This window comes from Streptomyces sp. NPDC053474, from assembly GCF_044544845.1.
Lineage (GTDB): Bacteria > Actinomycetota > Actinomycetes > Streptomycetales > Streptomycetaceae > Streptomyces.
In genome coordinates, this window is the sequence record NZ_JBITXV010000017.1 from 196572 (window position 1) to 214501 (window position 17930).

A 17930-nucleotide genomic window follows, 5' to 3' on the forward strand; every position below is an offset into this window, starting at 1 on the left:
TGTGCAGCCGAGCCTGGACGATGTGCTTCAGGCTGTGGGGGCTCATGCGGGCAGGCCGATCCGAGTGGTGTATCTGCCCTTGAAGCACCCCTTCACTGGCGGACTCTTCCATACCCCGGACGAACTGCTTCTCATCGTCGACAGCCTCTCGCCGCGGCTTCTGCAGTTGTGCGTCATCGCTCACGAGGTCGCCCACGTGTTCCTCGGCCACGATCCCGAGGAACACGGGCACGACGTCCTGGATGATGGGCTGCTGGCGAGCCTGCTTCCCGCACTCAACCCTGCCGTCGCCCGCATGATGCTCGGCCGCACGTACTTCGACGGTGATCACTTCAACCCGTCTGATACCGGTGGTGTCGCGCCACCCGAACGGGCGGCCGAGACCCTGGGAAGGGTCATCGTGGGACTCATAGCCAGCGGCACGGGCGAGGAGCCGGACTCCCTCAACGCCGCACTGCGCCACAGGGGGACGGGTGTCTGAAGCAGCAGCCAACGTCGTCTACTTGATCGTCGCGTTCCTTGGCACGTGCACGACGGTGGCCAAGATCTGGGCCTGGCAGCGCGAGCGCTCCTCCGCGCTGGCATTCATCGCGATCTGCACGGTCTTCGGCACCGGAGCCTTCTTCCTGGCCACGCCAGTGGTTTACCGCAGCATCGCGGAGATCACCGAGAGCCAGAATCTCGCCGAACTGCTGGTTTTCTTCTGCATTCTCGGCATCTTCAGCCATACCCACGCCATGACGCTGATCTGGAATCCTCTTCCTGAGCAGCGCACCCAGAGGCAGGCCCTCGCTGTCCCCGCGGCGCTCTACGCCGCGGCCGTCGCCACGATGGTGATCGGCTTCTTCCTGGCCGACATCGATGACGTGCCGCACCCGCTGGACTTCAACATCGCCTACGGCCAGGACGCGGGAGCGCTCGTCATGCTGGCGGGCTTCCAGGGTGGGCTGGCCTACGCCTCGTTGGCGACAGCCTGGCGATTCCACCGCAGCTCTCAGTTCCTGACGGGGGACCCGCGGCTCAGCCGGGCGCTGCGGCACATCTCGATCGCCACCTGGCTGGTGTTCGGCTACGTGGCCTGTGTCGTCCCGGCCACCGTCGCCGGAGCCATGGGCACATCCGTCCTGGATCCGCTGCATTCGCTCGGCCCGGTGTCCGGAACGGTCGCCGCCTTCGTGATCAACTGGGGCTTCTTCGGCGCCGCGGTCGACGCCTGGCGCGCTGATCGACGCGACTTCGTCGCGCTGGTCCCGCTGTGGCAGCTGACCCTCAGCGCCGACCCCCGGATCGCGCTCACCGACCCCAACCCCGTGGTCGAACGACTGGGTCTGCTCCACATCCGGGAATGGCACCTCTTCAGCCGCATGGCGGACATCCTCAGCGCGATCCGCGGACTGTACCCGTACATGTCCAACGAGCCCGCACAGCAGGTTCGGGCTGTGGCGAAGGAGAACCGGTGGAGGCCGGAGGACGAGCAGGCGGCCACGGCCGCCGCGATGCTCCTGGCCGCTGTGGAGCTGAAGCTCAGCGGCGGCCAGGGGCGCGATGACGCGCCGGCGCTACCGGGCCGGGACCTGAGCCCTGCTGCCTCCCGCGCCCACCTCGTGCGCACGGCGAAGTTCCTCAGGCATCCGGATGTCCGCCGCGCCGCCACGGCGAGCAGCGCGGTCGGCACGGGACACGCACGCCCGGCTGCAGACCGGGGCCTGTCAGCGCCCGCAGCGCTGGGCGAGTAGCGCGCGGCCGACCCGCCACAAGAAGGCGGGGGACTGCAGCTGTGCGGGGTGGCGCCGCATGTTCACCACGTCCAGGAAGCGCTCGTTCACCCACGGGTCTGTCACGGAGGCCCGGGTGATCAGGTCGGCGGACTTCTTGATCAGGCGATAGCCCCGCGGGTACGGGCCGGTGACGTGAGGCTGGGCGAGGTCGGCCACCGTGGACAAGGACCAGGCCGCGTTCACGATGACGGCGATGTGCTCGAAGTACGCCCTGGCCGGGGCATGAAGGCTGTTGCCGCGGCGCAGGTAGGCCGCCAGGCAGGAGGCGTGCAGCGCAGCGGACGTCATGCCCTGGCCATAAACCGGGTTGTAGGAAGCTACGGCGTCGCCGACGGCGAACAGGCCGCCGGGCAGCCGCTGCAGGCCGGCGTAGTCTCGCCGCAGTGAATGCGCCATGCGGTAGGTGTGCACGGGGCTGAGCATTTCGCACCGTTCCGCGACGACGCCGAAGGGCGAGGCCTCGATGCCCTGCATCCGCTTGAGGAACTCCGCAGGGTCGCGCGAGGGGCGCCTATCACCGTAGGCCGCGATCACGGCCATCCAGCGGTCGCCCTCGACGGCAGCCAGAGCCCCGGTGTCCGCCTGGTCCGCCGTCGTCGCCGCGACCACAGGCGTCGCATGAGCCACCTTCAACCCCGGCAGCTCATCGGCGCGGCGGAAAACAGCCGTGGCGTACCCGAGGTCGATGCCTATCCGATCCACTGCAGGCGCCTGCCAGCCGCCGTCCTCCAGCCAGGCCGCCAGTCGACTGGAGCGGCCGGTGGCATCGATGACGGCGTCCGCGGAGAGGTCGGCAACGCGCGTGCTGCCCACCGCCTGATACCGCACACCGGACACACGATCACCGGTGAAGCGCAGTCCGACACCGCGGCCCCGCACGAGTTCCACTGCGCTGTCGCTGAACATCCTGCGCCGGACGTGGGACTCCAGCAGCTCCCGTGTGGTGCCGATCAGTTCGTTGCCGGGAACGCCGACCTTACGGGTGCCGGAGGCGTACATCGCGATCTGGTTGCCGCTGGCCAATACAGCACCGTCCTCGACAAGGCCATGCGTCAGGCCGGGGAATAAGCGGTCCAGCTGGGTCCGTCCCATGTCCAGGAGCGCGTGCACCTGGTGGAGCTGGGGAACACCAGGGCGTACTCCGGCGACGAGGTCGTCCGGTTCCACGATGATGACCTTGATGCCCGCCTGCCGGACGACGCGGGCGGCGGCGAGCCCTGCGATGCTGCTGCCGAGGACCACTACGTGCTGCATATCCATCCCTGCCTGTTGTGCTGCCTCAAAGGGGTCCAGAGGCGGGTGCCCCTGAACGCGCGTCGCCCGGCTTCTCCCAGGCGGTGACCATCTAGCCGCGGCGCCGGTACTCACGGATCAGCAGGCGCAGGGCAGCCGGAACGGCGGCCCGTGCCGATGACTCCAGCACCTTGGAGCCCTTTCGCCGGGCTGCGTCGGCCGTCAGCTCCTCCATGCCGATGAGCGCTCGGCCCATCGGGCGGTGGGGCTGTGGCAGGTACTCCACCATTGCGTGGCTCTCGGCCAGGCTGGCCTGCGCCTGGCCGACCAGGTGCTCCACCAGGCCGCGCACGGCCGGCGAGTCCCGGTGCGCCTCCAGGTCGGCGCGGGTGACTCCGTGGCAGCCGAGCGTCTCCGTGGGGATGTTCAGGCGCCCTGCTCGCAGGTCCTCGGCCAGGTCGGTCACGAAGTCGAGGCGCTGGCTGCCGTCGATGTACCGACGGCATGCGTCTCGGAAGCCGGGCGCGTCGGTATCGGGCGCCAGCAGGCCGGCCACGACCATGAACGCGGGCAGCGAGTAGCCGTCGAGGTAGTCCTGGTAGTCGTGCTCCGTGGCGAACCCGTCGAACTCCAGCTCAACAGTTCCGCCCTTGAGGAAGTCCTCAATCAGGTGCTCCAGGCGGGGAAAGGCTGAACAGGTGTGGAGCAGAGGACGCAGCACGGGGTGGTCGCTGCGTTCGGTGGCGAGCGCAGCGCGCACCAGGGTCTCCCACCGCCCGTAGGCGGCAGAGCGCTCCTCCAGCGTTCCCTGCCCGTCGAGGATGGTGTCGGTGTGGTGCATGAAGAAGGTCGCGGCGAGTACGTGGGGTACGACGGCCTTGGGCAGCAGCAGGCGGACGGCCAGGTACTGGTGGCGCCGGTACCGCGAGACGCCCCGGCGTATGCGGGTGAAGTCCGTGCGCAGCTCGGCACGGTCGATGCCCGCCGCCTCCAGCGTGGCCGTCCACGAGTTCATCGTGCTCCTAGGTCCTCAATCCGGGGGTTGCCGGATACCGCAAAGGTGATCTTGCTTCCGTCGGCAGCAGGGTACGGAGTCCTCACGAACTGCCCCATGGCCTTCGTGGTACGGCACGCATGCCGTACCACGGGCAGCGAAGTCAGTCGGTCCGCCGTCCTGCCCGCCCGGGGAAGGAGCCGAGGCGTCTCCCCAGGACACAGCGATTCAATCACCGCGGACGCCCGGGCCGGCAGCGCCTGCGCTCACACGGGCCCGCTGCCCGCGGCAGATGGCTCGGCGCCACTGTGCCGGGCGCTGTCGATGGCAAGGCCCCAGAGGGTTCGCCGTGGAGTCGCGGTGCGGCTCGGCCAGTTCAGTACTCGTGGAAGTACGGACGGCGGGGGTGGCCAGGATCTGTTGCAGGGCGTTGACCGGCCGTTTCTGACCGCCCGGGCGCCTCACACGGTCGCGCTGTGCCAGCGTCCCTGCACGGCCGCTCCGGTGAGGCCGGGGCCGACGCTGAGCAGCAGCGTGCGGCTGCCGTGGCGCGGGGCACCGGCGGCGGTGCGGTCGAGAATGTCGAAGACGGCGAGGCCCCCCAGATTGCCGCGGGTGCGCATGCTCTCCCAGGAGTGCGTAAGCATTTCGGGTGCACAACCGAGGACGGTCTCGGCGTTCTCCAGGACCCGGGGGCCTCCTGAGTGCACGACGGCGACTTCAGGTGTCCAGGTGGGGTCGTCCTTTCTGAGCCACTTCCACAAGGGGTCCTTGAGGTGGCTTATTCCGCCTGGAGCCTGGGAGGTGGAGTCGAAGTGCATGCCTTCCGCCTCGATGTTCAGACTGTAGTAGTCCATCGTGCCGGGCACGACGTACTGCCAGCCGTCCTGAATTTCCAAGCAAGCTCCGCGCGGATCGCTGGACACGATGCAGGCGCCGGCGCCGTCACCGAAAAGCAGGCGATAAAGGATGCCGGTCTTGGTGTTCTTGTCGCTCCGGTACACGGTGCTGAGTGCTTCGCTGATGAGGACCAGCACACGGAGCCCGGGCATGGCCTCGGCGAGGCGGGCGGCCCAGGCCAGCGTGTGTGCGCCAGCCACACATCCGAGCTGGGTGGCCGGCATGCGCAGGACGTCCTCACGCAGGCCCAGGGCATTGACAGTATGGACGTCCAGGCCGGGCGTCGCGGGCGTCGTGCTGTGGCTGGTGATGACGCAGTCGATGTCCCCAGGGCTCAGTCCGGCGCGTTCGATCGCCTTCTTCGCGGCGTTTTCGCCGAGGAGGTACATGGCCGCGAGCGCTGCTTCGTTGCGTGCGGTGACAGTTCCCGTTTTGGAGACTGTGCCGAGTGGTGCCACGAAGCGTCGACGGTCGACTTTAAGGCTGCTGGCCAGGCGTTCAACCACGGGGCGCAGTCGATGTCCTTCGGGCATCGACTGGAGGATGTCGTGAACCGTTTCCGAGACCGATATCTCGTTTTCGGGAAAGGCGAGCACCGGTCGGGTGACGTAGGGCACGCTGGCTCCGTTCTCCACACATAGTGATGTGGACTGCGGCTTGGCTGACACCTGGGCCCTCCTCGCGGTGATATCGCGTTGGCCGGATTCTCAAGTCCCCACAGGGGCGCGGCCGTTGCAGGAGTTGCCGGACGGTCATGCACGGGTAAAGCCGTAGCCTAGTGGCGCAGATCGCGCTCAGGAGTGTGGCCTGGAGCACAGCCTCGGTGAGGGCTCAGTCCAGAGGCGTCCACTTCATGAAGATCACTCGTGCCTGGCCACTGCCCATCGGTGTGGCGGCGGCGGCGTCCATCACGCCGAGCTGCCGCAGGGTGCCATGCTGCATCAGGCGTCGCGTCCCATCGGGGTGGATGTAGGAGTCGAGGGTCTTCCGGTACAGGTCTCCGAGCTCGGGGTCGGCGAGGACCTCACGCTCGATCTCGCGCAGTTCCCGGTGGTCAGGTTCCTCGTGGAGCGCTGCGGTCAGCTGGGAGAGGGCGACCGGTCCCCAGCTCTCCGCCCAGTCGGGCATCGCGGCACGGCTGTGTTCCTCGCCCCCGAGGGACAGCATCCACCTCATGACGTTCCTCGGCATGGGCCCGAAGAGCTCATCCGCCGCCTGATTGCATTCCAGAACATTCCAGCCAAAATCAGAGATGTATGCGGCGTGTTCTTGGCTGCGGATCACCCAGCTCCAGTTCTTGTGGATGGCCAGGCTGGAGTGAGGATCGAGCGGCTTGGAGGCCTTGCGGCCGTAGATGGCGAGGTTCAGGTCCTGCCACTGGTGCTCCTGAAGCTCCAGGATTTCGCCCACCGCGCGCAGTAGGTCCTCGGGAGGGTTCGAGATGAGGCCGCGTTCAAGGCGGGCGTATATGTCCTGGCCTGCGCCGTAACCCAGAAGGAGGGACACCTCGGCCTGCGAGAGGTGGCGCACGCGGCGGCCCCGCTTGACCATTCCCGCCGTGTGCCGCAACTCGGCAACTCGGGGGTAGTCATTGGCGTCCGTGCGCTGGCGCGCTCTGGTCAGTATCTGTCCAGCCCGATTTGTATCCATGAGCCCCTCCCGGTGACCACTCACAGCAACGATTCAAGCGCACAGCAGTCAAACTTTCAATCATGCGAGAACGTTTGCCCTTTCGCATATGCCAGGTCCCGGTCACAATCGCTGGACCGTGCGGCTACCGCGCACCTGGCCAGAGGGTTGCGGGGAAGCGCTGCTTCGGCAGGGGAGACGCTCTCGCGTTGAACAGCGTGCAGCCTACATTGACGTGACGGTGTAACTGCATGTAACGGCCGAGACTGCGTATCGACGCGCGGGGGACCGCAACAGGCAGACAGGCGCAGGGGGGCATGAGAAAGAGCACCAGCGGCCCGGAGAGGGTTCTACGCGCGCAGCAGCCACAAAGACGGGACGAGAGCAGAGAGGCAACGATGCTTGGCATCGATCTCCAGGGGCAGGCCGAGCCGACCAGCACGACCGCCTGGAGAACCAGATCGCTGCGCCGAGCGGCCCGCGCGTTCCGGGATGGTCGTAGCGAACGAAGAGCGGAGCGGGACCTTGAGCGCCGACTCCGTCGACAGCTGCGCGAACTGGACATCCGGCCGCCGCTGACCATCGCCGCCTTGTGCCGGGCCGTGGAGCGCAAGCGCCAACGGCCCATCCTGCTGCGGCCTTGCCCGATGCCCGTCCCCGGCCCGCAGGGACTGTGGGTCGAAACCCCTCACGCCGACCTGATCCTGTACCAGGAGCACACGAGCTTCATGCACCAGCGGCACATCATCCTGCACGAGGTGATGGGGCACATCTGCGGAGAGCACAAGGGTGAACTGAGTCCCGTTTCGTTGGGGATGTTCCAACCCGGCACGGTGCAGCGGGTGATGGCGCGCTGCACCTACGACACTGCCCAGGAGTGCGAAGCCGAGCGGGCGGCGACGATCGTCACCGCGTGGGCGTGTGTTCTGGACGAGGTCGCCCCGGCGAGCTCCCCCCACCCCGAGCTGCGCCGGGTCCACTCGGCGTTGGGTGACCGCCACGGATGGTGGGCGTAGATGTACCTCACGGTGTTCTTCATCGTCCTTGCGGCGGCCGGCTGGAAGTCCTACCAACTGGCGCGCGCCCCGCGAAACCAGACCTTGCGATGGCTCACCCTGGCCCTGGTGTGTGCCACGGGCGTCTACCCCTTGGTCCTGCCGACGTGGAGCATCAGCGTCGACACCCTGGTCGGCATCGGCACGGCGAAGATCCTCGCGGATGTCCTGTTCATGGCGATGACATTCAGCCTGATGATCTTCTGTCTCTACTCCGCCGACGGGGGCTCGGCGGCCCGCCGTCGAGCTCGTATGGAGGGCGTGGCCTTCCTGGTCGTCGTCGGCGCCATCGTGGGCACCACCGTGCCCCTGCGGGATCACGAGTCGCTCTACGGCGGCGGGGAAGCCCGCATGCCGGTCCTCCTGGTCGCGGCCTACATCGCCGCGGGGATGTACGTGACCTACACGCTGACCGTGTCGTGCCGCAAGACGTGGCGCTACGCGCGGATGTCCCACGGCGCCGAGGCGGCCGGTCTCTGGGTAGCCACCGCCGGCCTCGTCGGCATGGTGGCCTTCACTACCGTCAGCACGGGGCTGGACTTCAACCTCTTCACCCAGCACCCCGTCGCCACCGAACTCGGCCGGGCCTCGGCCGTGGTGCTGATGACGTCCATCCCCCTCTTCGTCATCGGTGTCACCTGGCCCGGCGCACGCAGCCGGTACGCGGCCTGTCGCCTGTGGCTGTTCCACCGGCGCGCCCACCGTGAGCTGGAACCCCTGTGGCGGCTGTTGTCCACCGCCTTTCCCGAGACCGTGCTGCCGGACACTGGCTGGGGACGCCGGGACGTACACCGCAGCTACGCCCGCCGGGTCATCGAATGCCGCGACGGCCTGGTCCGTGTCAGCCCGTACCTGCTCGGGCCCGGGCAGGCCCTGTCCGCGCTGACGTCATGCCCGCAAGACCTCGCTGTGCGCCTGACGGACGCCGTGAAGGCCGTTCGCCGCGGGGAGAGCAGCCCGCACCACGACACCCCCGTCACGCTCCTGCCGGACAGCGACCACGCCACGGAGGTCGGGCAGCTCCTCGCCGTGTCCAACGCCCTGACAGGCACAGCCCCTACGCCCCCTTGGACGGCACAGGCACGCATGCTTCTGCGGTCGACTAGCTGGTGGCAGAGCCTCGGTCCTGGTCCCAGCCGGTGAGCTCGACGTCCTGGAGCTGCTCGACGAAATCGTTCACCAGATGCAGCAGCTTGGGCGGCAGGCCGTCGGGCCCCATGCCGCGGGCGGCGATACCCGTGATGTGGCCCCCGCGCATGAGGTTGAGCGTCCGCGCGGCCTCGACGAGGGTCATCACGGTCGACTGCGCGGCCGCGGGCTGGAAATAGGTGCCATCGACACCGAGGGCCTCGGCGAGCCCGCTGAGGACGACGGGGGGCACGTCCACTTCCGTCATCGACCCCTCGCGCAGCTCCGTCACCTCGCCAGGCGTGATCACTACACGGCCGACGGCCTCGTTGACGCCGCGGGCGATGTCCGCATCCTCCGGCGGCTGCTGGTCGCCCGGGTACATGCGCGCGAGCAGGTACTCGATCTTCTCGGCGAGGGTCGCCGGCAGGTTACCGAAGGATCGCTCTTCCGCGGCCCGCAGTTCGTCCTCACCGACGCCGTAGGCGGCTGCCAGCGCGCTGACCAGAGCCGGCGACAGCCTGCGCACCCCCCTTTCTGCTTCGCCCACGGCACCCTTGGCGCCGAGCTGCTTGTCGATCTCGTACTGGGCGAACCCGGCGTCACACCTCAGGTCGGCCAGGTCGGGGTCGCCGTGCCGGGGGAAGAGGGTGTCAATATCGACGTGCACGGCCCTGGCGAGGGTCGGCAGGCGTTCGGGGTCGGGACCGCCTCCGCGGCTGCCTTCCCACGTGTTGACCGCGGTGCGGGAGGCCCCTACCGCTTTGCCGAAGTCGCCCTGGTTGCGGTAGCCGGCCCTCAAGCGTGCGGTTCGCAGGCGTAGGCCATCGAAATGGCGTTGGGGCATCACGGACTCCCGTACGGCTGACTGTCACGGCCCCAGCATCGTAGCCAGTGGCCGCTCGCTGCGGGGAGCTGGTGTCAATTTCGCTCGGATTAATCGACGGCCCGTGGCCCTGTCTGTCCCGTTGTGTTCGGGTTCGCAGGCTCGGCGTGTCGCGCCCTGAACAGGCCAATGGCAGGAGTTGGTGTGTAGTCGCTTGATCGCCGTACGAAGTTGCCTTAGTGTCAATTTTACTTGGCGCCGACGGAGTTGCTCGTTCTGTCGCGCCCTGTCGCGGAGCTTCCTGGAGCGCCGGTCCCGGTCACCCATGGCCTGAGAAACCTCGGACCGGAGCCGGCGCCATCACCAAAATGTTGGAGACGAGGATGAGTGTCGCACCATCAGATGCAACAGCGCGAGATCTTCGCCGTTTTCGGTATCCGATCGTGCCTCGTGCAGCGGTGGCGCTGGGCGCGAGCTTCCTGGCGCCGGCGCCTGCGGCACCACCCCGGGCGCGGGGGCAGGAAACGCTGAGGTCAGGCAACCCTGAAGTGCAGGACGCCTCCCGCAGCGGCACCGCAGCGCCCGGCCAGTGCCGGCCAGGCGCCGACGCCCACGGTGCGGACGCCGAACTGCGCGGCCCCGACAAGGCGAACAACCGCGCCCCCGCCAGCACCAACGCCACACAGACGAAGGAACTGCTCCCAGGCATCGAGTCCGTACGGCAGGACCGTGGGGGCAGGGCCCGGGCGACGGACACCCCGGATTGTCGCGGCTTCCGGCAGCCCAGGGGCCGCACCCCAAGCGCCGCCGCCACACCGGACCACACGGCCACCATCACCGGCAGCACGACCGCCGACGTTGCCGTGCAGGACGCGCAGATCCCCCGGCATCCGCAGCCGGACCTGCGCCCCCTCGCCCAGCAGACCCTGGTGAGCGCCCGCGCCTGATCCGGCGCTGTGCCACGTGCCCTTCGCGCCTGCCCCGGACAGGGCGGCGGCCCAGCTTCCCGCTGCCCTGCCCGCCCGGTCCATGCCGCTCTTACCTGCAGGAAGCACTCATGCCTCGCGCCTTCAGCACGCCCCTGTCCGACGACACCTCCTTTCTCCGCACGCCCCACTGGCCCGCCCCAGCGCACACCGGCCCCGTCGCCCTCGACGCGCGGCACACCTCAACACGGGGCGGCAGCCGATGAGCGTTCCCCAGCACCACGACGACGTCGAGGACTCCGACGGCGCCCTGGACGAAGCGCTCCCCGAAGACACCCTCGCCGAACTGTGCGGCAGCACGCTCCGCGAGGACCCCACCGACGACGCCCAGCCCCCAGGCAGTCGCACAGCCACGGCCATCGTGCAGCCCGCACGCCAGTGGCCCCAGTTCAACCACGACCGGGCCCGCGCTGAGCTCCTGGCCATGGAGATGATCACCCGCGGTGCCCCCTACCTGCGGGTGCGGCGCATCACCGGCCTGTCCCCTGAGGCCGTCCGCCGCCTCCAGGACCTGGTTGCCGAAGAGGCCGCCAACCCCGTCATCCCACGCAACGTGTGCCGACACCCGGCCTCTCGCCGGACTCCCAACACCCGTTCCGACGCACCCGTTCCGCTCCGGCACCCCGCGCCGCAGCCTGCCCCGTCCGAGCCCATCCAGATGACGCTCGCGCTCGACTGCTGAGGCCGGCCCCCCCAACCACCGCGCGCCGCACCGCATCAGGCCCACATCGCCACGGGCCCCTTCCGGCGTACCCGAAACCAGACCTCGCACGGAGCCCTTGTGCCCTCGCTGCCTCCAGCCCCCCGCTCCCCGCGCACACCACCAGATCCTGCACCTTCCTTCCCTGTGCCGGGGCGCAGCCAGTGGCTGGCCACGACCGCCGGCCGCATCGCCCAGAGCGGCGCCTGCTGGCTGGAGGCCGTGCTGTGGTTCAACAAGTACGGACCCGCCGTCGGCGCCTCGCACGGCCCCACCAAGGTCGGCAGCACGACCTTGCGCCTGGCCCAGATCCTCGCCCGCCTCAACGAGTGCCGCCCCAGCGTCGGCGTCCTGGTCGACTGGCTGCAGCTCTCCGAGCGCACCGTGCAGTACCACCTGCGCATCCTCCGCGAGGCCGGCCTGCTCACCTACCGCTCCAAAGGAACCCGTATCAGCGGGATCGGCGGCCGCGCGAGCATGTTCGCCCTGACCATCCCACCGCTCTTCGACACCGCGGCGGGCCTGCGGACTCGCCCCTCAGCGACCCTGATCCGAGCGGTCACCGGCTTCTCCCAGGACCACCTCCCGCTGCTGAAAAGGCTCCACGCCGAGGCCCGGCGCCTCCTGAAGAGAAATCGGCCAAAGCGCCCTAACCGCCCGTCGGCGAAGGGTACTTCGCCCCACGCCACTTGCACCCCAAAGGTGGGTAGTACTTCTAGTCGCTCTCCTGCAGGTCACACTCCCCTTCCCTCTGAGAACGACTTCGACGCCGGGAAGCACAAGCCCGCGCCCCCCAGGAATCCGAGTGACCGCAAGCAGAACCACGTCGCGCGGCGCTACCAGCTCGCCGCCCAGCTCATCCGCCAGATCCCCTGGCTGCACCAGGCATCCACACAACGCATCGCCTGGATCGTGCGCCACGTCGCCGACGCCGGCTGGAGCGCCACCGAAGTTGCCGCCGTCGTAGGACAGGAGGCGGCAGCCCGCCGCATCCACCGCCCCTCAGGCTTCCTCGCACACCGCCTCAAGGGCGTCCACCTGCTGTACAACACACCCGACAAGCGAGCCGCAGCCGTGACCTGGTGGCAGGGTGCCCGCTCCGCACAACAAGAGCGGCACGCCGAGTGGACCGGCGCCTGCCCGCGGCCGCCATATGCTGCGGTCCCCCCAGACGCGGTGGGCCCTTACCTCGCGCTGCCCGCCCCATCGACCGCGCACTCGCTGCCGCAACTTCCCGTCGACCAGGACGGGTTGGTGGACCACAACGAGTTGGACCGCGCCGCACTCGCCGAGCTGCGCGCGACCGCACTGACCCAGCCCGCACTCGTCCACGCCACCGCCCGCACCTGCGGCGAGGCCTACACACGCCAGCTGTTCACCCCGGCCGTCGTCGACCATGCCCGGCGCCTGACCCGGCTCGGCCGCACCGTTGTCCACACCTGGAGGCCGACGTGACCCTCGAACAACCCACCGGCGCAGACCTGGCGCGGATCGCACTCACCGCAGCCCGTCAGGCCGCCAGAAAACGCGACGGGGCCCCCACCCAGCGCGTCGTACGGAAGAACACCGCGGTGCGCCGCGACGGACGCGAGCCCGTCGGCCTGGAGCGTGCCTTGGTCCAGCTCCTCACCGAGCGTGGCTGGCAAGCACCGGCGGCCGGCGGATCGGTGATGCAGCAGTGGCCGGCCATCGTCACACCGGACCTCGCCCGGTACCTGCAGGCCGTTCACTTCGATGCGGAGACCGGCCGACTCGACCTCCTGCCCGCCTCGTCGGCGTGGGCCACCCAGGCCCGGCTCACCAGCGCCCGCCTCACACACCAGGTGAATCACGCGATCGGCGCCCAGGTAGTGCGCAGCATCCGCGTGCTGGCACCCGGCGTCCGCGAGACCAAACCGCCCGCTCCTGCTCCCGCGCCCACCCGGACACCGGTCCCTGCATCTGGCGAGGTCCGCCTCCCTGCGCCCGGCGCCGAAAGGGCACGCCGCGCCCTGACGGACTCTCCGCCCAAACGACCGCCCAGCGCACCGATACGCACCCGCCAGGACGCCTGCCCCGGCTACCGACGGGCCCGTGCCCAGCTCACGAGCGCCCCCACTGCCCGCGAACGGACCCCCGCGCCCGCAGCCGAAAGCCCCCCTCCGTCCATCGGCTACCAGCACGTCCGAGAGGCGCTCCGCGCGACCAAGGGGGAGCCTGCCTGATAGACAAACCCCTCAGCGCGCAGGCCACCGAACTGCCCGCCGCCAAAGCCTCGCTGCGCTCGCGGGCACACCGCTCCGCCATCACCAGACCGAAGCCCACTACAACCAGCGCGCTACCCTCCCGCGCCTTCCGTCCGTGTGCCTCATCGTCCGCGAAGACGTGAACAGGCCGGCCCGCCGGAGCTGTCCTTTGAACCGCCGTTGGCGCCTGCCGAGGAGATGACCGTGCCTGAGCCCCGCTGCACCCGCGCTGACCTCTCACTGGCGGACGGCGCCCGCCTGGCCCTCTACCTCCACGGGCCACACGACCCCGAGCTCGTACTCATCCTGGCCCACGGCTGGCAGGCGACGTCCGCCATCTGGGACAAGACCGTCGACCAACTGGCCCATCCTGCGACCCTCGTTGTGCGCTACGACCAGCGCGGACACGGCCAGTCCACGACCGGGACGGCCCGCCCGTCGATCGCGCTCCTGGCACACGACCTTAAGGCCATCATCGCGGCTACGGCACCCGACGATGTGCCGGTGGTCCTCGTCGGCCACTCGATGGGCGGCATGGCGGCTCTCGCCCTAGCCGCCGACCACCCCCATCTCATCGGGAGCAAGATCACTGCCGCGGTCCTGGTCGCAACCAGCAGCGGCGGTCTCGACCTGGCCGCCGCCCACCACCCGCCCCTGACCCGGGCGCTCGGCCTGCTGCGCCACGCAGCCGCCAGCATGTGCGTCCGCGCTCCCGCCGCGGCGCTGCGCCTGCACAACCTCTGGCAGCCGCGGCTCAGCACCCAGCCGCCCATCGATATCGCAGCCCACTGGTTCAAAGCACTGATGCGGCACGATGTGAATCACCGCCTGGACGTTCTGCAGCACATACCGGTGGACATTCTGGTCGGCGAATGCGATCCGACGATTCCGCCCGTTCACTCCCAGCGTCTGGCCGCGCAAATACCCACCGCACGCCTCCGTATCGTGCCCGGCGGATGCCACCGCCTGCCCACCCGTCACGCTTCGCACGTCGTCGCCGCCGTGGAACGTTCCTGCCGCCACGCGCTCCACCGGGCCGCCAGTCCCTCATCCCCACAAGCCTCTCCCGCACGGCGAGGCTCTGAAGCAGTGGACACGCCCCTCGTGTGACCCACAGCGCGACGACTGCTGTGGGCCAGCGGTGCCCGGTCGCGCCCGTCCTTTCGGCGGCAGAGGCGGCCCGGCTCGGCTCGGACAAGCGGTGCGTCTCTTCGACGCACCGCGACTCAGGGCGACGTCCCCCGGTAGCCCGAGGTGGGAATACCTCCTACCGCCTGCTCGAAACACGGAGTTATTCGCTCTCGAAGCCGAGAGCGCTCACGGCAGGCATTCGACCGTCGCCCGGCCAGGGAATCAGCAAAACTTATCCACAGGGTAATTCGCGTATACCTGAATACGTCAGCGCTGACTGACTGCACCACATGCTCTGAACACCCTTGGAGTTTCATGGGAATTCCAGTGCCCTTCACGGAACGTGCCGCCGCCACCTAAGCGTTGCGCGAGGGCCTCGTGCCCCTCGCGAACTGGACGACACCGACACGTTCATCTCGCACTGCGCCTTCGCGCACCTCCCTCAGGAGTCCGGCCCCAGCGCCCGAGCCCTGGCGGCCGCCTCTGCCCGCACCGCATCGGCCAACAGACACGCCCCATTCGCGTGCTGCCGCGCTGGCCGACCACCTCTCACCGACCGAAGGAAGATCACATGTTCCGTCTCAAGTACGCCGTGCCCGCTGCAGCCGTGGCCGGGCTGCTCGCCGTCGCGGCCTCCGGCCCGGCGGCCGCCGCCGACACAGGCTGGGGTATCGCCCCCAAGACGACGAAGTCCTCCGCCGCCTTCGCGACTTCGCCGGGCCCCGGGATACCGACCGGCCCCGACGGACAAGCCGACTGGACTATCACCTCACACCGGTGATCTTCATCTGACCGAAGGGCCAAGTCACCGCCGCTCTGCTCTAGCCATCGCGATCTGGCTGAGGCGGAGCGGCCCTCGGGCCCTCCGTCAGCTCCCCGCCGAAGCTGGCAGGACGCGGCCCTCGCCAGGTCTGCGCGTACCACGACCCGCCCCCACGTGTCTCCCACCCCACCCCACCCCGATCCGGAGCAGTCGCCATGTCCTGCCGTGCCCCGGCACCGCGAACTCGTCGCCGACCCCACCACGCTGCCGACGAAGGGCACCCCACATGGTGACCCGCCCCACCGACCCGTCCGCGGTCGACAAGCCCGGCCGCACAGCATCAGCGCCCCCCGAGGCCACCACGCTCACGGGCCGCCTGCGGCGGATGGGACAGGGCCTGGCCCTACCGATCGCCGCGATGCCCGCGGCCGGTCTGCTCCTGCGCCTCGGCCAAAACGATCTCCTTGGCCGAGTCGACGGCCTCCACCAGACCGCAGAGGTACTGTCCGGCGCCGGCAGCGCCGCCCTCGACCAGCTTCCGGCGCTGTTCGCAGTCGGTGTCGCCCTGGGCCTGAACCGTTCCAAGGACCACGTCGCAGGAGCCGTCCTCGCCAGCCTCATCTCCTACTTCGTCCTGGCCCGCGTAGTGCTCGTCCTCAACCCACTGCCCGCCGAGCAGCTCGGCGCCCCACCAGCCCGATGGCCATACGGAGCGCTCACTGGGATCGTTGGCGCACTGCTGGCCATAGCGGTCTGGAAGCACACCGCCGGCCGCCGCCGCATCCCTCCGTTCGCCGTGTACGCCCTCGTCACCCTCGCAGCCACCGCCGCAGGTTCTCTGCTCGGCCTCGCCTATCCCGCCGTTGAGCGGGCCCTCACCGCATCCGCGTCCGCTGTGGCCGATCACGCCGTCGTCGGCGGAGGCGTCTTCGGGGCCCTCAACCGTCTCCTGGGCCTAGTCGGCCTTCACCAGCCCCTGAACTCCATCGCCTGGTACCTCGCCGGCGACTGCGGTAGCGGCATCAAGGGCGACGTGCCCTGCTTCATCCAGGCACACGACCCCGACGCCGGGATCTTCCTGGGCGGCTTCTATCCGGTCTACATGGCCGGACTTCCGGCCGCCGCACTCGCGATGTGGCGCAGCGCGCTCCCGGAGCAGCGTCACCGCGTGGGCGCCCTGCTGCTGCCCGCGGCCGCGCTCTGCACCCTCACCGGTGTCACCGAGCCCATCGAACTGAGCTTCGCGTTCGTCGCCTTCCCCCTCTACCTCATCCACGCCGTGCTCACCGGACTCAGCCTGGCGATCGTGAACCTGCTCGACATCCATGCCGGCTTCGTGTTCAGCGCGGGCTTGATCGACTACGCGCTGAACTACTCCATCTCGGCGCGACCGCTGCTGCTCGTGCCCCTCACCCTCGCCTACGGAGCGATCTACTACACGATCTTCCGATTCGTGATCAGCCGCTTCAACCTCCGCACCCCGGGACGCACCCCCGGGTTTGACGACGAGGGCACACGAGAGCCCAGTACCAAGTCGCCCGCGATCTCCTGACTCACCGAGCGCACCAGGCCCGTCTCCCTGCCCCTCGACCCGGAGAACTGCCGATGACCCCCGCACCTGCTGCTCGCCACCTTGGGATGCGCGGAGCCCGGAAGGGCCCGCCAGCACCCCAACACGTCTAAGGAAGCTGATATGCCCTTTGAAGGAGTTCAGGCTGCTTGCTACGGAATCGGCGCCATCTACCCAATCATGGTTTTAGACCCGGTCTGTAGATGGCACCGGCCAACTCATCCCGGACTGCCCGCACTGCATCCGCAGCCCGACGACAGCCACGGCATGCTCGTCCTGCGCTGGACCGGCGTGCCGAGCGCGCAGGCCACAGCCCCCGCCCTTCTGCAGGAAGCGGCAGCGCAGGTGCCACCTTTGCCAGCCACGCCTGCCGAACTCGCCGAATACCAACGGACGATACCCGCCGGCCTGTACCTGATTGCGCTACCCGCGCGCTACGTCATCGGGCCGTGGGCACAACGGCCGGGGCAAATCCCGCCCCATCGCGCACCCGGGCAACCCGCCCACCGGTCAATCGGCCACCGGCTTCGGCCCCCCGCTCTGACTACCCCAACCAGTGCCTAACGCCCACCCATGCATACGGAGAAGCCCTTGCGCCAGCACGACCAGCCCGCCGTCGCCGTCATCACCCCGACCGGCCTTCGCCCCAACCGTCTCCCCTTCCTGGAAGAGCTCTACGACAGCCTCCTAGCCCAGGAGGGCGTGACCTGGGAATGTTCTTCGCGCTCAGCATGTCTCATGAGACATGCGGCTTGTCGTTGGCGGCGTGATCGACCAGGAGGTTAGCGGCGTCAGCGAGAGCCTCTGGGGCATAGTGGGGTAACGGCGGATGAGACGTGTCGGACGAACATGGTGGCGCACGATCCCTTCCTGAAACTCAGCCCCTTCAGCCCCTTGAAGTGGCCAGCCACGGTCCCATGACCGCGCGGTTCATCCTCGCGGCTGCGGACGTCGCGAACCCGGGCCGCGTTCGCAAGGGCGGCGCGGCCGCCGGGCCGCCCCGGCGGCCGTT

16 protein-coding genes are annotated in these 17930 nt (G+C 69.1%); 11 read left to right on the plus strand and 5 right to left on the minus strand.

Going from position 1 to position 17930, the window contains the following annotated elements; all coding sequences use genetic code 11:
- Positions 1-79: 79 nt before the first annotated feature.
- Positions 80-481: a hypothetical protein gene (locus ACIG3E_RS33535; RefSeq protein WP_399623411.1), complete on the plus strand. Its 402-nt coding sequence runs from the start codon at positions 80-82 to the stop codon at positions 479-481.
- On the plus strand, positions 474-1736 hold the full coding sequence (locus ACIG3E_RS33540) for a DUF6545 domain-containing protein (protein ID WP_399623413.1): 1263 nt from the start codon (positions 474-476) through the stop codon (positions 1734-1736). Before ACIG3E_RS33535 ends, ACIG3E_RS33540 begins: the two co-directional genes overlap by 8 nt.
- On the opposite strand, the gene ACIG3E_RS33545 is transcribed toward ACIG3E_RS33540, so the two are convergent.
- The 4 genes from ACIG3E_RS33545 to ACIG3E_RS33560 form a co-directional block, all read right to left on the minus strand.
- A complete protein-coding gene (locus tag ACIG3E_RS33545; protein WP_399623415.1) occupies positions 1710-3038 on the minus strand; it encodes an NAD(P)/FAD-dependent oxidoreductase in 1329 nt (442 codons plus the stop codon). The genes ACIG3E_RS33540 and ACIG3E_RS33545 overlap by 27 nt on opposite strands.
- Before the next feature lie 85 nt (positions 3039-3123).
- Complete coding sequence (locus ACIG3E_RS33550) at positions 3124-4026, minus strand: phytoene/squalene synthase family protein (RefSeq protein ID WP_399623417.1); 903 nt, start codon at positions 4024-4026, stop codon at positions 3124-3126.
- A gap of 440 nt (positions 4027-4466) precedes the next feature.
- Complete coding sequence (locus ACIG3E_RS33555) at positions 4467-5522, minus strand: PhlD (RefSeq protein WP_399623419.1); 1056 nt, start codon at positions 5520-5522, stop codon at positions 4467-4469.
- A gap of 214 nt (positions 5523-5736) precedes the next feature.
- Entirely contained in the window at positions 5737-6555 is an 819-nt protein-coding gene (locus ACIG3E_RS33560) for a hypothetical protein (RefSeq protein WP_399623421.1), read from the minus strand.
- 377 nt (positions 6556-6932) lie between these two features.
- Here ACIG3E_RS33560 and ACIG3E_RS33565 point away from each other — a divergent pair, with 377 nt between their 5' ends.
- Together ACIG3E_RS33565 and ACIG3E_RS33570 are read left to right on the plus strand one after the other, a co-directional pair.
- Positions 6933-7550, plus strand: coding sequence for a hypothetical protein (locus ACIG3E_RS33565; protein WP_399623423.1), 618 nt, complete (start codon positions 6933-6935; stop codon positions 7548-7550).
- Complete coding sequence (locus ACIG3E_RS33570) at positions 7551-8732, plus strand: MAB_1171c family putative transporter (RefSeq protein WP_399623425.1); 1182 nt, start codon at positions 7551-7553, stop codon at positions 8730-8732. It begins immediately after the preceding gene.
- Here ACIG3E_RS33570 and ACIG3E_RS33575 read toward each other — a convergent pair.
- The gene (locus tag ACIG3E_RS33575; RefSeq protein WP_399623427.1) at positions 8692-9519 is read right to left on the minus strand and encodes a helix-turn-helix domain-containing protein; all 828 of its coding nucleotides are present in this window, start codon (positions 9517-9519) and stop codon (positions 8692-8694) included. The genes ACIG3E_RS33570 and ACIG3E_RS33575 overlap by 41 nt on opposite strands.
- A 572-nt stretch (positions 9520-10091) precedes the next feature.
- Between ACIG3E_RS33575 and ACIG3E_RS33580 the strand changes: the two genes are divergently transcribed.
- The 7 genes from ACIG3E_RS33580 (at position 10092) to ACIG3E_RS33610 (ending at position 16900) form a co-directional block, all read left to right on the plus strand.
- Positions 10092-10490: a hypothetical protein gene (locus ACIG3E_RS33580; RefSeq protein WP_399623429.1), complete on the plus strand. Its 399-nt coding sequence runs from the start codon at positions 10092-10094 to the stop codon at positions 10488-10490.
- Between the two features lie 241 nt (positions 10491-10731).
- Positions 10732-11211: a hypothetical protein gene (locus ACIG3E_RS33585; RefSeq protein ID WP_399623431.1), complete on the plus strand. Its 480-nt coding sequence runs from the start codon at positions 10732-10734 to the stop codon at positions 11209-11211.
- Positions 11212-11376: 165 nt separating this feature from the next.
- On the plus strand, positions 11377-12684 hold the full coding sequence (locus ACIG3E_RS33590; RefSeq protein ID WP_399623433.1) for a winged helix-turn-helix domain-containing protein: 1308 nt from the start codon (positions 11377-11379) through the stop codon (positions 12682-12684).
- Entirely contained in the window at positions 12681-13433 is a 753-nt protein-coding gene (locus ACIG3E_RS33595) for a DciA family protein (protein WP_399623435.1), read from the plus strand. The genes ACIG3E_RS33590 and ACIG3E_RS33595 overlap by 4 nt, the downstream gene beginning before the upstream one ends.
- 225 nt (positions 13434-13658) lie before the next feature.
- Complete coding sequence (locus ACIG3E_RS33600) at positions 13659-14564, plus strand: alpha/beta fold hydrolase (RefSeq protein WP_399623437.1); 906 nt, start codon at positions 13659-13661, stop codon at positions 14562-14564.
- Between the two features lie 592 nt (positions 14565-15156).
- Positions 15157-15366, plus strand: coding sequence for a hypothetical protein (locus ACIG3E_RS33605; protein ID WP_399623439.1), 210 nt, complete (start codon positions 15157-15159; stop codon positions 15364-15366).
- 268 nt (positions 15367-15634) lie between these two features.
- Positions 15635-16900: a PTS transporter subunit EIIC gene (locus ACIG3E_RS33610; protein ID WP_399623441.1), complete on the plus strand. Its 1266-nt coding sequence runs from the start codon at positions 15635-15637 to the stop codon at positions 16898-16900.
- Positions 16901-17930 lie beyond the last annotated feature (1030 nt).

Coding starts and splice junctions, on each gene's coding strand:
- ACIG3E_RS33550 (WP_399623417.1), bottom strand. CDS start 4,026: ATGAACTCGTGGACGGCCACGCTGGAGGCGGCGGGCATCGACCGTGCC.
- ACIG3E_RS33565 (WP_399623423.1), top strand. CDS start 6,933: ATGCTTGGCATCGATCTCCAGGGGCAGGCCGAGCCGACCAGCACGACC.
- ACIG3E_RS33545 (WP_399623415.1), bottom strand. CDS start 3,038: ATGGATATGCAGCACGTAGTGGTCCTCGGCAGCAGCATCGCAGGGCTC.
- ACIG3E_RS33570 (WP_399623425.1), top strand. CDS start 7,551: ATGTACCTCACGGTGTTCTTCATCGTCCTTGCGGCGGCCGGCTGGAAG.
- ACIG3E_RS33605 (WP_399623439.1), top strand. CDS start 15,157: ATGTTCCGTCTCAAGTACGCCGTGCCCGCTGCAGCCGTGGCCGGGCTG.
- ACIG3E_RS33610 (WP_399623441.1), top strand. CDS start 15,635: ATGGTGACCCGCCCCACCGACCCGTCCGCGGTCGACAAGCCCGGCCGC.
- ACIG3E_RS33560 (WP_399623421.1), bottom strand. CDS start 6,555: ATGGATACAAATCGGGCTGGACAGATACTGACCAGAGCGCGCCAGCGC.
- ACIG3E_RS33585 (WP_399623431.1), top strand. CDS start 10,732: ATGAGCGTTCCCCAGCACCACGACGACGTCGAGGACTCCGACGGCGCC.